At 34.6% G+C, this 16,146-nt stretch carries 17 protein-coding genes; 6 read left to right on the forward strand and 11 right to left on the reverse strand.

Annotated elements, in window-relative coordinates:
• Positions 1 to 53 precede the first annotated feature (53 nt).
• The gene (locus GJE18_RS08045) at positions 54 to 1,094 is read left to right on the forward strand and encodes a C45 family autoproteolytic acyltransferase/hydrolase (RefSeq protein ID WP_165886178.1); all 1,041 of its coding nucleotides are present in this window, start codon (positions 54 to 56) and stop codon (positions 1,092 to 1,094) included.
• A gap of 63 nt (positions 1,095 to 1,157) precedes the next feature.
• Here the strand turns inward: GJE18_RS08045 and GJE18_RS08050 are convergent, their stop codons facing one another.
• Positions 1,158 to 2,000 carry a DUF4097 family beta strand repeat-containing protein gene (locus tag GJE18_RS08050; protein WP_060551456.1) on the reverse strand — a complete coding sequence of 281 codons (843 nt, stop codon included), beginning with the start codon at positions 1,998 to 2,000 and terminating at the stop codon, positions 1,158 to 1,160.
• Positions 1,997 to 2,560, reverse strand: a complete 564-nt coding sequence (locus GJE18_RS08055) for an HAAS signaling domain-containing protein (RefSeq protein WP_060551457.1) — start codon at positions 2,558 to 2,560, stop codon at positions 1,997 to 1,999. The genes GJE18_RS08050 and GJE18_RS08055 overlap by 4 nt, the downstream gene beginning before the upstream one ends.
• Before the next feature lie 183 nt (positions 2,561 to 2,743).
• Here GJE18_RS08055 and GJE18_RS08060 point away from each other — a divergent pair, with 183 nt between their 5' ends.
• Complete coding sequence (locus GJE18_RS08060; RefSeq protein WP_060551458.1) at positions 2,744 to 3,295, forward strand: thioredoxin family protein; 552 nt, start codon at positions 2,744 to 2,746, stop codon at positions 3,293 to 3,295.
• 49 nt (positions 3,296 to 3,344) lie between these two features.
• On the opposite strand, the gene GJE18_RS08065 is transcribed toward GJE18_RS08060, so the two are convergent.
• The 7 genes from GJE18_RS08065 to GJE18_RS08095 form a co-directional block, all read right to left on the reverse strand.
• Positions 3,345 to 3,755, reverse strand: coding sequence for a DUF2188 domain-containing protein (locus GJE18_RS08065; protein ID WP_060551459.1), 411 nt, complete (start codon positions 3,753 to 3,755; stop codon positions 3,345 to 3,347).
• A 50-nt stretch (positions 3,756 to 3,805) separates the two neighbouring features.
• On the reverse strand, positions 3,806 to 5,167 hold the full coding sequence (locus GJE18_RS08070; protein ID WP_107369018.1) for a gluconate:H+ symporter: 1,362 nt from the start codon (positions 5,165 to 5,167) through the stop codon (positions 3,806 to 3,808).
• On the reverse strand, positions 5,157 to 6,728 hold the full coding sequence (locus tag GJE18_RS08075; protein ID WP_107369019.1) for a gluconokinase: 1,572 nt from the start codon (positions 6,726 to 6,728) through the stop codon (positions 5,157 to 5,159). Before GJE18_RS08075 ends, GJE18_RS08070 begins: the two co-directional genes overlap by 11 nt.
• A complete protein-coding gene (locus GJE18_RS08080) occupies positions 6,728 to 7,408 on the reverse strand; it encodes a GntR family transcriptional regulator (protein ID WP_060551462.1) in 681 nt (226 codons plus the stop codon). Before GJE18_RS08080 ends, GJE18_RS08075 begins: the two co-directional genes overlap by 1 nt.
• Positions 7,409 to 7,614: 206 nt before the next feature.
• Entirely contained in the window at positions 7,615 to 8,343 is a 729-nt protein-coding gene (gene pmtD, locus GJE18_RS08085) for a phenol-soluble modulin export ABC transporter permease subunit PmtD (protein WP_037566985.1), read from the reverse strand.
• On the reverse strand, positions 8,340 to 9,215 hold the full coding sequence (gene pmtC / locus GJE18_RS08090) for a phenol-soluble modulin export ABC transporter ATP-binding protein PmtC (RefSeq protein ID WP_060551463.1): 876 nt from the start codon (positions 9,213 to 9,215) through the stop codon (positions 8,340 to 8,342). Before pmtC ends, pmtD begins: the two co-directional genes overlap by 4 nt.
• A 567-nt stretch (positions 9,216 to 9,782) precedes the next feature.
• On the reverse strand, positions 9,783 to 9,956 hold the full coding sequence (locus GJE18_RS08095) for an SE1626 family protein (protein WP_234022042.1): 174 nt from the start codon (positions 9,954 to 9,956) through the stop codon (positions 9,783 to 9,785).
• A gap of 162 nt (positions 9,957 to 10,118) precedes the next feature.
• Between GJE18_RS08095 and GJE18_RS08100 the strand changes: the two genes are divergently transcribed.
• From GJE18_RS08100 to GJE18_RS08110, 3 genes are all read left to right on the forward strand, one after another.
• Positions 10,119 to 11,408, forward strand: coding sequence for an aminotransferase class I/II-fold pyridoxal phosphate-dependent enzyme (locus tag GJE18_RS08100; protein ID WP_107368993.1), 1,290 nt, complete (start codon positions 10,119 to 10,121; stop codon positions 11,406 to 11,408).
• A gap of 83 nt (positions 11,409 to 11,491) precedes the next feature.
• Positions 11,492 to 12,307 carry an SPL family radical SAM protein gene (locus GJE18_RS08105; RefSeq protein WP_107368987.1) on the forward strand — a complete coding sequence of 272 codons (816 nt, stop codon included), beginning with the start codon at positions 11,492 to 11,494 and terminating at the stop codon, positions 12,305 to 12,307.
• A 14-nt stretch (positions 12,308 to 12,321) separates the two neighbouring features.
• Positions 12,322 to 12,852, forward strand: a complete 531-nt coding sequence (locus GJE18_RS08110; protein WP_107368988.1) for a methylated-DNA--[protein]-cysteine S-methyltransferase — start codon at positions 12,322 to 12,324, stop codon at positions 12,850 to 12,852.
• Positions 12,853 to 12,875: 23 nt separating this feature from the next.
• On the opposite strand, the gene GJE18_RS08115 is transcribed toward GJE18_RS08110, so the two are convergent.
• Complete coding sequence (locus tag GJE18_RS08115) at positions 12,876 to 13,316, reverse strand: ASCH domain-containing protein (RefSeq protein ID WP_060551466.1); 441 nt, start codon at positions 13,314 to 13,316, stop codon at positions 12,876 to 12,878.
• A 436-nt stretch (positions 13,317 to 13,752) separates the two neighbouring features.
• Here GJE18_RS08115 and GJE18_RS08120 point away from each other — a divergent pair, with 436 nt between their 5' ends.
• On the forward strand, positions 13,753 to 14,262 hold the full coding sequence (locus GJE18_RS08120; protein WP_107368989.1) for a YagU family protein: 510 nt from the start codon (positions 13,753 to 13,755) through the stop codon (positions 14,260 to 14,262).
• 253 nt (positions 14,263 to 14,515) lie between these two features.
• Here GJE18_RS08120 and groL read toward each other — a convergent pair whose 3' ends face one another.
• Positions 14,516 to 16,135: a chaperonin GroEL gene (gene groL / locus GJE18_RS08125; protein ID WP_060551484.1), complete on the reverse strand. Its 1,620-nt coding sequence runs from the start codon at positions 16,133 to 16,135 to the stop codon at positions 14,516 to 14,518.
• Positions 16,136 to 16,146 lie beyond the last annotated feature (11 nt).

Here is a 16,146-nt window from a genome sequence, read left to right on the forward strand (position 1 = left end):
TTACAACATCGTAACAAATTGTGTTAAATAGATTTCAGAGAGGAATATGAATGATGCAGGACGTCCGTATAAATATACAAACATTTGAAGGAACACATTATGATTATGGCGTTCAAGTTGCACAGTGGATGCAGACGACTCAAATGTTAAAAAATAGAGAGAAAGAATGGAAAAAACGCGTGCCACGCTTTGATATCGATATACCTGAAACCTACCGTATATTTCAAACATTTGCACCAACGATATGGGAAGAAATCAAAGGTCTTCAGGATACTTTGAACATTTCTACAAAGCAAGCAATATTAAATTTCGCACATTACCGTTTTACATACTTACCAGATAGTAGATGTACAGTGTTTGTTGGACCAGATTTTATCGTAAGAAACTATGACTATCACCCAGCGACATACGATGGTCGTTATCAACTTTACCGTCCTACAGATGGTGGTTACGCTCAGATAGGTCCTATGTCTCGCACAACAGGCCGGATGGATGGTATGAATGAACACGGTTTGGTAATGGCATATAATTTTATGCATCGTAAAAAGCCAGCAAATGGTTTTGTTTGTTATATGATAGGTCGTCTTATCTTAGAAACGTGCCGTAATGTTGAAGAAGGCATTAAACTACTTCAAACTATCCCTCACCGTAGCTCTTTCAGCTATATATTACAAGACCAAACGGGTAAACATGCAATCGTTGAAGTGACACCTAGAAACATACATGTACGTTATGATGATACGTGTACTAATCATTTTAAATATTTAACACATGAGAATAGAAACTATATTAAGGAATCTAAAGAAAGACTAGAGCAACTTGAGTATCAAATAAAAAACCAAGGCGATCGTTTTGAAATCTTTAAGCGGTTTAACGATCCACAATACGGTATTTATAGTAAATTGTTCAAAAGTTGGAGCGGGACAATACATACGACTATGTATGAGCCAAAAACTTTAACTGCTTGGATCAGTTTAGGTGAAAGACAACCACCAATAGCTTTAAACTTTGGTAAATGGTTAAATGGCGAAACAATTGAAATCACACATTTAGAGGGCCAAATTGATACAGAAATTCCATTTGCCACGCATTAAACTTATAACAAAAAGAGGAACGTTAAAAAGCGCTTGTTGCAAAGCTAATAACGTTCCTTCTTTTTATTTAATATTTATATCACCATGATTCGTATAAAGTTCGATGAGGTGTGTACCTTTACCATTTTTCCCTTGATGTAAATGTGGTGTGTTCATATTGATATTCCCATTTTCTGGATTTAACTTGAGCATCACATCTTCAGGTGCGTTTAAATAACGCATTGAAATATCACCATGATTAACAGCCCCTTTAAAATCACATTCCGGTTTTAAATTGTTAAGAATCATACTACCTTCACTAACTTTGAAAACACTTTTACGTACAAGTGCTTGATTAACAGTGATTTTCCCTTTTTGCACTGATATATCAGAATCCGAAAGACTACTATTAGTGATATTAACAAATGAATCCTTAGCCTTTATATTTGTAGCATTAAACTGACAATGGTCAATGTTCACTTGACCCGTAGATTCATACCAAATCGTGACACTTTTACTTTTTATACCTTGAATATGCGCTTCGCCTACACGCGTAGTCAAATTTAATTCTTCTAAATATTTCTCAGGTACTGTTATCTCTAATCGTTCTTTAGACTTATTGAACGGATTGACATCTATCATGCGCTTCTTAGTGGCTTGACTATCAGAAATTTGAAGTATTTTATTTTGCTTAGAAATATTAACATTGGCTTTGCCTACATATTTTACATGAAAGTGAGTGCCTTTTTTTACGTATACATCCGCATTGTTAGCATTTACATTTAAAGTTTCAATATTCGATTTCTTAAACGCTTTTTCAGTAGTTTGTGTTTGACTATGGCGTGATTCGAACAAGAACCATACGAGTGTTCCCATTAAGAAAAATATGAGAAACATTGTTAATCCCATTAAAAATAATCGTTTCATGATTGAAATGTCCCTTTTTTAATAAAATTTATATTCCATTTTAAATAACGTAATAAGGCAATACGTAAAAGGCAAACTACTTTAACTATAATTACAAATAACATAATACCTAAGCCAGAATACGCAAAACTAAATAAATAATTACTTAGTGAAAATTGAGTAATTCCTGAATACAACTGTGTCAGGAAAACAATAATAGGTGCGAGTATCATGCCTAATGAGATAAAAATACTAATAATAATTAATAATAGAAGGAAAATTAATGGGACAACGACAAAAAATAACGTCACTATACTCATTCCAATTGTGGCGAGAACAGCACGTCTTAAATGACTAAAATCAGGTTCTTTCTCAGCATCATTAACAGCATATTTAGCATATTTTTTCTTTGCAATTTGTTTTGGCTTATTGAGAGATAATATAATTTCGCGATCTGTCTTGCCTTTCTCATTCTCTTTATAAAAATGATTTTCGTATTGATTCATAATATCATCAATCACATCGTTAGGTAGCCGCTTTAATTGATGTTCTAATTCATTTAAGAAAGTAATTTTATCCATTAATCTCCCCCCTTTTCAAATAATAATTTCAACACTTAAAATTATAATTTGAACCAATAAAAATTTAAACCTTGTACCATTATTTGTATTGTAAATGTCACATTCTTAATTTGTTGTAATCTTTTTAATTTTCTTTCAATACAGAGCTTGGTATAATATTATCAACGAAGGAGGGTGTTTTTTATGGCGCATTTAAAAACATATTATCAACAGGCTAAACCTATCAATCAATATATTGAAGATATGAATGTTAATAAAGAGGGGTTATTAAGTATCTACAATAGTTTTGATTTTCCTAAGGATGATGCAAGATTAGAATCATTAAAAGATAAAGGGTATAGACATGTACTCATCATTACAGAAGATTGGTGCACAGATGCAATGATGAATAATGCAATTTTAAAACACATATCTGAGCATCTTAATTTAGAAGTACGTGCATTTTATAGAGATGAAAATACCGATCTTATCGATCAATACTTAACGAACGGGAGAGCACGAGCGATACCTATATTTATTTTTATGAATGATCAATACGAACAAATCGCAGTATGGGGGCCAAGAGCATTATCTGTTCAAAAGTTCGTTAATACATTACGTCAAAACTTACCTGATCAATCAGATGAGTCGTATGATGATAAAGAAAAAGAATTTCATCAAACGGTTCGAAATCGATATTTAACAGATCATACATTTTGGAACGATGTATACGAATCAATTATAAAAAGTTTATAAATATAATCACACCTATCATAATTCTACATCGTGATAGGTGTGTTATTTTTTATTCTTTTGTATGTGTTTGAACACGTGTCTGTTTATGATTTGCAATCTCTTTTGCACGTGCAATCGCATCTTTTTTAGTGTCAAAGGTGTCACTTGCTTGTTGTGCGGATTCTGTTTTAACCTTCCAAACGTTATCTTCAAAATAAACATGTACATCACGTTGATTTAACGAAGGATTAGCTGATTGATTTTTCTCATGCTGTGTAATGTTTTTTTGATTTAACTGGTCACGTTCTGCTTGTGATGCATTTTGATACCATTTTTCCGCTTGAGCAGTTGCAATCGGGATGATATCTGATGTTTTATAGCCGTCTTTTAACATCGCGTTGCCAATATCGATTGCTTTTTTTCGTTCAAGTTTTTCTAAATTTTTCCAACTGCTAGGATAATCTGACATAGTCCAGGGCATCATCGTCACCTCTTTATATTTTACTACGTTATACCCTTAGAAAATTCACTTTACACAATTAGACTTAAGAGATAAACAAAAACGAAACCTGATACAGATATAATCGTTTCTACTAAAGACCATGTTAAAAATGTTTCTTTAACGGTTAAGCCAAAATATTCTTTAAACATCCAAAAACCTGCATCATTCACATGCGAACAAAATACACTGCCAGCGCCAATTGCTAATACGACTAAAGCTAAATTCACATCAGCTGTTTGTAGTAAAGGGAGAATAATACCTGTTGTGGATATCGCAGCAACTGTGGCTGATCCTAATGCTAGTCTCAATAAAGCTGCTACTAACCAAGCTAGTAATAGCGGTGATAACTGAGAACCGATAAAAAAGTGCTCAATTGTTTTACCAACACCACCATCAATTAAAATCTGCTTAAATGCGCCCCCTCCCCCTATAATTAAAATCATCATTCCTATAGGATAGATTGCTTGTGTTACAGAATCCATCACTTCAGACATTTTTCTACGCTGCTTTAAACCCATACTGTATATCGCAAATATAACTGCTAAAAGCATTGCCGTTCCAGCAGACCCTGTAAAATAAAGAATACGTTCAAAGAAATTCGTTGCACCTTGTTGGTGACCCGAAATAAGTTGCCACACCGTGGTAATTAACATTAAAATGACAGGTAATAATGCGGTGAAAGTACTTAATTTAAAACTAGGTAATTCTGCTTTATCAAAAGACTTTGACGCTCCAAGTGACGATATATCTCCTTCTCTATAAAAAGCTTGGGGACTTAATCGAGGTGCGAGTTTAACAAATAAAGGACCCGCTATAATAGTGACTGGTATAGCCACAATAAAACCATATAACAACACTTCTCCAATATTCGCATTAAGTTCTTTGGCAATAACGACAGGACCTGGATGCGGTGGTAAAAAGCCATGCGTCACCGAAAGTGCTGTTACCATGGGCAAACCTATCGTTAACTGTGATATCTTCATACGTTTGGCGATTGTAAATACGAGTGGAATAAGCAAAACTAAGCCGACTTCAAAAAATAATGCAATCCCAATGATAAACGAGGCAATTACCATCGCCCACATGACATAACGTTGACCTAACTTTGCGATGAGTGTATCCGCAATTTGCGTTGCACCACCGCCATCAGCTAATAATTTACCTAACATGGCACCCAATCCAAAGATCAGTGCAATATGACCAAGCGTTCCGCCCATTCCTGTTTCAATGGTAGTCATAATTTTGTCCAATGGCATACCTAACAATATCCCAGTCGTTACTGCAGTTACAATCAATGCAATGAATGTATTCAATTTAACTTTCATAATCAGTATTAGTAATAAAAGTATGCCGATAACGACACTTAAAATTGGCCATATATCATAAATCATTGTGATCCCTCTCATCTGTTTGGTTTTTAAATTGCTGTTGGTATACTGCGATATGTTTATAAGTAGTTAACACTTGCTTTTGAATATCTAAAAAAATGGATCCAAGTACTTTATATTGTTGGACGTGCCCTTTTATGGGTTCATGACAAATCGTCTTACCTATCCACGATGATATTTCTTCATAATCATTAAGATGGCCCAACGCTTTTTTTCCTAATATAACTGCTCCAAGGCAGGAGCTTTCATAATCTTCCGGTACAATGACTTGACAGTTAAATATATCAGCCATTATTTGCCTCCATAGTTCATTTTTAGAAAATCCACCTGTTGCTTTAATGGAGGTTGGTGTTATGTTGGAAATCTGCGTTAAAGTTGTCATAACACTATATAAATTGAAAATGACACCTTCCATCACTGCTCTGATCACATGTCCTTGATGATGTGCTAATGTTAGACCAATAAAAGATCCTTTTGCATCAGATGACCATAACGGTGCACGTTCTCCGGATAAATAAGGGTGAAATATTAATCCATCAGAACCAATAGGTACAGATTTTGCTCGATGCATCATTTCTTCAAAATCAATAGGGTCTTCTGAATGATGGGGATAGTGTAATACTTGTTCACCGAGCCATTGTAATGTAACAGCACCATTATTGACAGGACCGCCGATGACGTAATGTGAGTCATCTAATATGTAACAAAATGTTCGTCCTTCTGGATCGATAAGCGGTTCATGAACTACAGATCTAATAGCCCCTGACGTCCCAATAGTTACAGCAATTTCGCCAGGACGCATACTATCCACACCTAAATTGGAGAGTACACCATCACTCGCTCCAACAACCATTGGTACTTGCTTATGTAAATGGAAACGGTTTTTAGCATTTTCAGACATCGATAAGCAATACGTTGTGGATACAACTTGTGGGAGTTGATGTGAAGCGAGTTCTACAAGATTGAGTGCCGTATCATCCCAATATTTTTTATGAATATTAAAAAGACCCGTTGCTGAAGCGATTGACATATCTGTCACACACTGACCCGATAAGTGATATAAAACGAATGTTTTAATATCAATCACTTTATGTGTTGCTTTTAATAAATCAGGTTGTGTTTCTTTGAACCATAACAACTTACATAGCGGTGACATTGCATGGATAGGGGTCCCTGTGTTGCGATAAATTAAGTCCCCCATTTGATTGTTTTTCAATTTTTCAGCGCAATATTTTGCACGATTGTCTGCCCAAGTGATTGAATTTGTAAGTGGAACCATATGTTCATCAACTAAAATTAAACTATGCATTTGTGCACTAAATGCAATATGTGAGAGTTCCCCCCATTGTTTGGATGCCTGAATCACCTTCATCAGTACGAATTCAACCGCTTCTAAAATTGATTGTGGATGTTGTTCTGCTGTATCAGCGTCAGTTGTGATGAGCGGATATGAATATTGTTCATGGATGAGCACTTGCCCTGAATTATCAAATAATACAGCTTTCGTATTTGTTGTTCCAATATCTACACCTATACTCAATGTATTCACATGAATCTCCCCCATTATTGTGTTCTCCAAAAAGCACCAATGTTGTCATTTAAATCACTAAAATTAGCTTTAAACGCTTGATACATTTTAGTATTATCTCTGTCCCTGACAGCTTCTATATACAATCTATGATTATCAAGAATGCGTTTAAAGTCATCGATATCAGATTCCATACGTGTAGCCATACTGATGTACACCGTGCACAGTAATTTTTGACGAAGAGACTGCCATATATTCATAAGCGCATCGTGATGACATGCATAGACGAGATGCTCATGAAATTGTAAATCATATTCAGCAAAACCCACAGCATCTTTAAATTGAACACATACACGCATCATTTCAAGCGTCTGGTACATGTCTTGAAGAAGCAATGATATGTCATCGTTTGAAGTGACTTTAGTAAACGCAAATGATTCAATCATTAATCGAATATCAGTGAGTTCTTGCTGTTTTGTTTGTGTAAATGGCTCAATTTCTGCCCCCATTCTTTCAAGTCGTATCATATGCTCTTGATTCAGTATTTTGAAAGCATCTCTTACCGGAGAACGACTCACATTAAATTGTTGCGCAATTTGATTTTCTGTTAAAACGGTATGTTCTAAATAATGGCCATTGATAATATTAAAGCGTAATACTGTTGCAATTTTTTCACCTGTGTTTTGTTGGTATAACCATTTTTCAGGAACTTTCATCATATCACCTCGAAGTTGTATACAAGTATTCTAATATACTTCGCCGTTTGTGTAAACGCTTTCTCCTCTAACTTTTATAGAAGTAGCATCGTTTCTTATCGTCATTAATTATCATTAAATAGTAAAAAGCCCTCAAAATTCATACATCGAATTTTGAAGGCTTATCGTATTAATATTTCCAATTTAAGCGCTAAATGGCGTTCGTGTTAAATATCTCTCTTTTTAATAATAACGATATTTATAATAAAGAAGATGATTAGTGTGAATGCATTAATCGCCCATTGCCATTTAGTAAAATCTAAATCCACATTCATCGACATATCACTTAAATAACTGAATGGAATATATTTTAAAGCGTCATTAATTTTTTCACCAATTTCCGGAATCAACGGAATAAATGGCTTTACAACAGGTAATATTAAAAGTAATAAAATACCTAATGTGTAGACTAATGCTGGTTTTTGAACAAATAAATTAATTAAAAATAATACCAAACCATAAATCATAAATAACATGAGATAAAATGCGATTAATTCCCATACGTATTTTGTTTCAAATGACGGTCCTTTTGTCGTCCAAGTAATGATATATGTCATTAAAACAACAACACCTGTCATTAGTAAAGAGATTAAGATTATCGATACAAATTTCGCAATAAAGTAACTCACACGATTTCTCGTATTATTGATAAATAGTTGAATTGTTCCTTGGCTTGTATCTCTTGTGATAGTTTTAACAATAAACATTAAACCGATGAGTGAAAAGAACCATTTTCCAACACTAAACATAATGACTGGATCTACGTCTCTATGATTACCGACATTAATACCTACAGCTATGAGAACGGGTGCAATCCCTAACACTAATGCGATATAAGTTAATGGGCTTTTAAAAATACTAATGATATCATATTTGATTAATTGCATGATGTTCATGATTGGCCACCTCTTTGATTAATATTGAAATACGTGTCTCTCAGAGAAGCGCGACGTGTTTCGATAAAATTAGGATAAATATCTATCGTAGCCAGCCCTTTTAATAAAGGTTGATAACTTTGTTGTGCATTTAAAATAATTTCTCCATTTTCTCTTAAACTTTGTATCACTTTAAAATGAGATTCCAAGTATTGTAATGCATTGTCAAAATCGTTGTGGTCGACTTGTATTAGAGTTTGATCTGACGTTTGTCCTTCTGCCATATTAACATCTTGAACAAAATGTCCATCTCTAAGGAAAACTGCTCGATCACATATCAACTCAATATCTTCTAATTTATGGCTTGAAATTAAAATTTTCATATCTAAATCATGAACAAGTTTTTCAATGGTCTTCAAAACATCAATGGAACCATCAGGATCCATCCCATTTGTAGGCTCATCAAGTATTAAGTATTTAGGTTTGTTCATTAGTGACACTGCAATGGCAAGTTTTTGTTTCATCCCCATTGAGTATTTGCCTACTTTTCTTTTAATATACGATTCCATGCCGAATGCGCGAATAATAGATTCAGTGTATGCTTTATCGTAACCTTTACCTAATACATGTGCGAAAAGCTTTAAATTATATAAACCACTTTTATTATCGTATAATTTTGGATGTTCGATTAAATAACCTATATTTTCATCTTTGCCGATCTGAACATCACCTGAATAATTCACGATGTTTCCATTCATAATTTTCATAATGGTGGTTTTACCTACACCATTCTTTCCTATTAAACCCACAATTTTACTATCATTAAACGCAAAATCTATGGCATCTAATACAGTTTTATCACCATATCGTTTTGTGATATTTTTTAAATGCATATCAATGTCCTCCTCATTTCTATTAACGTACCTATTGCAATATTTAAGTCGTTATCGCTGCCATTACTTTCTTAAAAAATACCCAAATGTATGTAACCTATTGTATCCATGTTACAGAAACGTTGTCATATGTCACTTGGTCAAGCCAATTTTCCCATATAAAATTGATTTCTTGGCACAAAAGGTGTATATTGTTTTCACTTTTTCGCAATCAAAGATAGTTTATTAGAGCTTAATTAAACACCTGTTTGTACATTCCTCTTAACATTGTAATTTTCAAAATACATATTCACATGTTAGTGACAACTTCTTGGTTTCATAAATCATCATAATCACGTAAAATTAATAACTTGTTAAAATTAAATATATTAGTGTTTGGTAAACAAGTACCATGGTTACAATAACAAAATTATCAAATGAAGCGCAACTGTTCATGTATCAATTTTAGGTCATTTTAAACTTAAGCCACCTCATCAAAAAATAACTTGGTTTAAAAGCTAAAAAGAAGAGGCATCTTCCCTCTTCTTCAAATAAATTGACTCAGCGTACGAAAATGTCAGATGTATGTTATCTTCCCTTTTTCCTATCATTGTTACGGCTTATAAAAGCACATATCATAAACAAAATAGAGGCTAAAAACAATTTTATTGCTGATGCTTCTTCTTCTTGGAATTGAAAGAATGCCCCTATTAAAAATACAATAATCGCTAACAGTAAAAATATTTTAGTTAAATGTTTAATCATTCTTTCACCTCAATTGGTATTAGTATATCAAATTTAATATTTAATTTCCTACCGACCATTTCGATTGTGATATTCATTGAATACGCTTTCCATCTCTTTAATTTTTATGTATTTCAAGGTATAGTAAGAGTATCTATAATTATGGAAAGGTTGACGTTTATGAACCCGCTAGCACTCTCATTAAATGACGCATTAAATCGTTCAAACCCTATCGTATTAGACATGCTATCTGATTTAGGTAAAAGTATGTACTACCCTAAAGGTATTTTGACACAATCCGCTGAAGCAAAATCATCAGACTATAACGCGACAATTGGTATGGCTACAACAAAAGATGGAAAGATGTACGCAGGTGCGTTATATGATATTTTTAATCACATGTCAACGGATGAAGTTTTTTCATATGCTCCGCCACAAGGCTTAGAACAACTACGACTGTTGTGGAAACAAAAAATGTTGAAAGAAAATCCTGATCTTGCTGAAGACCAAATAAGCACACCTGTAGTGACGAATGCACTGACACACGGATTATCTTTAGTTGGTGATATGTTCGTTAATGAAAATGATACCCTTTTATTACCAAATCATAATTGGGGCAATTATAAGCTTGTTTTCGGGGTACGCCATCAGGCAAATATTGAAACATACCCAATCTTTACTAACGAAGGACACTATACAACTGAAGGTTTAGTAAATAAATTAGAACAAATTGATCAAGAGAAAGTAATTTTGATTTTGAATTATCCGAACAACCCTACTGGCTACACACCTACGCAATCTGAAGTTCAAAGTATTGTTAACGCAATAGATAAGCTTGCTCAGCGTGGTGTTAATGTCATTGCTGTAGTTGACGACGCCTATTACGGTCTTTTCTACGAGGAAGTATATGAACAATCGATTTTCACAGCATTAACTCAACTTCAAAATGAACGTGTATTACCCGTACGTTTAGATGGCGCGACAAAAGAGTTTTTCGCATGGGGATTCCGTGTTGGTTTCATGACATTTGGTCTATCGGATGATGAAACAAAATCGATTTTAGAAGCTAAATTAAAAGGATTAATTCGTAGTAACATTTCAAGTGGTGCAACGCCATCTCAAGCAGCAGTACAATATGTTTTAGAAAATAATGAAACATTTGATGCACAAATACAAAACAACATCGAAACATTACGTGAACGCTATAATGTAACAAAAGACATCGTTTATAGAGATGAGTACCAATCACTATGGCAACCTTATGACTTTAATTCCGGCTATTTCATGGCACTTCAAGTATTCGGTGTTGATGCTGAAACGTTACGCCAATATTTACTTGAAAAATATTCAATTGGTATTATCTCGCTTAACGAACAAGATATACGAATTGCATTTAGCTGTATTGAAAAAGACGAGATTGAACATGTATTTAGTAAAATCGCGTTAGCAATAGAAGAATTACAAGCATAAATCATCATAGATGCACACACATGATTAACGACGAGATCAACATAGATTTGATTTCGTCGTTTCATATTAACGGGGATGATGATATGGATATTGAATTTCGACAACCTAAACAATTTCTTACAAAAGCAAGCGGTTTCTTATCAGATTATACACATACATTAAACCCATACATGGGATGTCAATTTGGCTGTCATTATTGTTATGTAAGAAAATCACCCATATCACTCTTTTCAGGTAAAACATGGGGGGAATGGGTTACCGTTAAAGAAGACATGTCTAATCAATTTAAGAAGGAATTGTTAAGAGCAAAACAAAAAGGACCTACAACCCTATTTATGTCTTCATCAACTGATCCCTATCAACAGATTGAAAAAAAGTATAAAGTCACACGTCAATTGTTAGAAGTGATGCATGAAACGCCACCAGATTTTTTATTTATACAAACTAGAGGTACTTTAATCCAACGCGATATTGATCTTTTATCAACGTATAAAGGCGACTTTATCGTAAGCATGACGATAGAAACCGATCGAGAAGAAATCATCCGTCACTTTACGCCGCACGCACCAAGTATTCAAGCACGATTGTCTACGCTAAAAAAATTAAAGCAAGCACATATTCCGGTTCAAGTGGCAGTGGCACCTGTATTGCCGTGTACGGATCAGTTCGCTGAATTATTAAAACCTTATACAGATCAGGTGACGGTAGATGATTATTTTATGGGAGATGGTTCTAACGGGCGACGAACCCAATCATTAAATATAGAAAATATCTATGCATCTATCGACGAAATGGACTGGTTTCAACGTGATGCCTATCAATATGTACAAAATTTAATGATACAAGCATTTGGAAAACAAAATGTTTCTATCAGTGTCGATGGATTTAAGCCCAAATAATGTGAGGAATCAAGATGAAATACTATTATAAAGATTTTATGACACCATTAGGTGAAATGCGCGCGGTGGCAACTGAAGAAGCTATTGTGCTATTAAGCTTCAAAGATGCCAAAGATTACGAGACAGCACTTCAAAAATTAACGCAGCGCGGACGCCTTGTCCGAGTTTCAATTTCAGCTTTAATCGATCAAGTGATTTACGAATTAACTGCTTATCTACATGGGGCGTATCACTCCTTTACAACCCCGTTACAGTTGGATTCAGGTACCCCTTTTCAGCAAAGTGTTTGGCAAGCATTACGAGAACTAAATGTGGGGCAAACTGTGAATTACAGTGATATTGCACAAAAAATTGGACGCCCAAAAAGTACGCGTGCAGTAGCTACTGCAATAGGCCAAAATCCAATTTCTATTATAATCCCTTGTCATCGTGTATTGCGTAAAGATGGAGGTCTCGGAGGATTTAATAGTGGTCTACATCGTAAGATACAATTACTCGAGCATGAACAACGCATGATATCAACTGCTAAAAATTTCTGTAAATAAGTTGAAAGTTTGTGAGGATAACCTCAATAAAAAAGACATTCAAAAGTTTCACAAACCATCAATTCACGTTCATTAAATATTAAACCATATTTCTGAAACTCTTCATTAAAAAACTCCGCATGCGCCTTTTTCCAATAATTTAATGTGCGATCGCCTTCCCCTTCTAAAAAAGCATGTTGCGCAGTCACCTCACAATAAGGTACTTTTTCAACACGCGTTGTTTTAATAATGCACATCGGTTCGTTTGTATCGCTCAAAACGATACTTAAGTCTCCAACTTTTGGTAAATGTTCAGCATCAATGGCATAGAGTGTATAAGCGCTTGTCGTCGCTGTTTTCTTACCTTGAATCACTAAATTTGCTAAATGTGACGCATCAACTCCAAATTGCCATGCTGTATAAGAATATGATTGATATTCTGGATATTTTTCAACGAACTTCTCCCAAAATATGCTGATATTCATTGACTTTCATCCTTTCTTACGTTGTCTTTTTCTTTTAAAAGAAGAGAGCACACCTATCCAATTTGATAATTGCACGAAGATAAATTCAATAATTTTAGAGATAATTTCCATATCTTTCTCCTCACGATTGTAATATTATAACGAATTGATATGAGGTTCTATACGTAGCTTATATCTATTATCTTCATATTAGCATAAACGATGTCTTTTCAAAAACGTGTAAGAATAGCGTCCTATATGAATATTTATCATAACTAAACAATTTCATTTGTTATCATTTATCCTTTACGGTCAAATACTTCTATTAATTTTGTTAAAAAGTTGTAACTATTTTTTATAACCACTCATTATATTAAGGTATATACTTTACTTGTATAAAAGATTTTAAGTTCAGACTGCTTTAATTTAAATTTAAAAAAGAAAGAGGATGTTTCAAATGAACGCAAAAGCATATCAAAATTGGGCAACTCTACTTTGGGCTAGTATCATTGGTGGACTTTTATCTGGGATTGTTAAATTAGGATGGGAAGTGATGTTTCCACCAAGAACACCGGCGAGAGACGCTACGAATCCGCCACAACAATTACTTCAATTGTTTGGATTACCTTCTGATATCACACACCTCACTTATCAATTTTCTGAACATGCGCTACCATGGGTGAGTTTTATTGTGCATTACAGTTTTTCAATTGTTATCGCAATTATTTATATTTTTCTAGCAACTAAATATACAAAAATCACACTAGGTTATGGGGCATTATTTGGTATTTTCATTTGGATAGCATTTCATCTCGTCATCATGCCAGTGATGCATGTCGTTCCTAGTCCACTTCAACAACCGGCTGCTGAACATATTTCCGAGTGCTTTGGACATATTGTGTGGATGATGGTCATTGAAATGGTAAGACGTTATTTTGCATTTAGCCCTAGACTAAAATTGCGATGATGCATATGCGCCATTATATGAGTATAATAGACGAATGCAATTAAAAGTTTTCAATTTACTAGACAATCGCTCATGTGTTTGAATTCATTACTTAAACTAAAAAGACACCCTCCAAAAGTTTAGTCAACTTATGGAAAGCGCCTCTTTAGAATTATTAACCGTTTAGTTTAACTGAACTGAACGGTTTATGTTTGCGATTTTTGATGCCTTTTCTATGCACCCAAACCTTATCAAAACAATAGCTACAGCTATTTTACATCATACCAGGCATGCCACCCATTTGAGGGGCTTCATTGCCTTTTTCTTCAGGAATATTTGCCACAACAGCTTCAGTTGTTAAGAACATCGCTGCAACACTTGCTGCATGTTGTAATGCTGAGCGTGTCACTTTCGTCGGGTCAACGATACCCGCTTCTAACATGTTTACCCATTCATTTGTAGCCGCATTGAAGCCAACCCCTGGGTCAGCATTTTTCATGCGTTCAACAATAACAGAACCTTCAAGGCCTGCATTTTCCGCAATTTGACGTACTGGCGCTTGAAGTGCTTTTAGAACAATATTAATACCTGTCGCTTCATCACCTTCAGCATCAATGTCACTTACTTGTTGGTATACGTTCATAAGTGCTGTACCACCACCAGCAACAATACCTTCTTCAACTGCAGCACGCGTTGAGTTTAAAGCATCTTCAATACGTAATTTACGTTCTTTTAATTCAGTTTCTGATGCTGCACCGACTTTAATAACGGCAACACCACCTGCTAATTTAGCAAGACGCTCTTGTAATTTTTCACGGTCGAAATCAGAATCAGTTTCTTCGATTTGAGCTTTAAGTTGGTTGACACGTGCATCAATATTGGTAGGGTCACCATCTCCATCGACAACAGTTGTGTTATCTTTAGTAACTTCAACTTTACTTGCAGTACCTAACATATCAATAGTTGCTTCCTTAAGTTCAAGTCCTAAATCATCTGTAATCACTTGAGCACCAGTAAGTATAGCTAAATCTTCTAACATTGCTTTACGACGATCACCAAAGCCAGGTGCTTTTACCGCAACTGCTGTAAATGTGCCACGCATACGGTTTAATACTAAGTTTGTTAAAGCGTCCCCTTCAACTTCGTCAGCAACGATAAGAATTGGACGATTAGATTGAACAATTTGTTCTAATAATGGAAGGATATCTTGGAATGAAGAGATTTTTTTATCAGTAATTAATATATAAGGTTTCTCTAATTCCGCAGTCATTTTATCTGAATCTGTTACCATATATGGTGATTGATAACCACGGTCAAATTGCATCCCTTCAACAACATCTAATTCTGTATTAAATCCACTTGATTCTTCAATGGAAATGACACCGTCATTACCCACTTTTTCCATTGCTTCAGAAATGTAACGTCCCACTTCTTCATCTGCAGCAGAAATAGAACCAACTTGAGCAATTTCTTCTTTATTTTCCACTTTTTGAGAAATATTGTGTAAAGCTTCTATAGCAACCGCCACAGCTTTATCAATACCTTGACGAATCCCTACAGGGTTTGCACCACTTGTCACGTTTTTCAAACCTTCTTGTATCATGGCTTGTGCAAGAACCGTTGCAGTCGTTGTACCGTCACCGGCAATTTCATTCGTTTTGTTTGCGACTTCTTGAACAAGTTTGGCCCCCATATTTTCGTATGGATCTTCTAATTCAATTTCTTTTGCAATTGTAACACCATCGTTAGTAATTAACGGTGCTGTAAATTCTTTATCTAAAACAACATTACGACCTTTAGGTCCAATAGTTACTTTAACTGCATTTGCTAGTTTATCTACACCACGTAACATTGCTTGACGTGCATCTTCTGAAAACTTTAATTCTTTTGCCATTTTGTCAAACC

Source organism: Staphylococcus agnetis, assembly GCF_011466855.1.
Classification (GTDB): Bacteria; Bacillota; Bacilli; order Staphylococcales; family Staphylococcaceae; genus Staphylococcus; species Staphylococcus agnetis.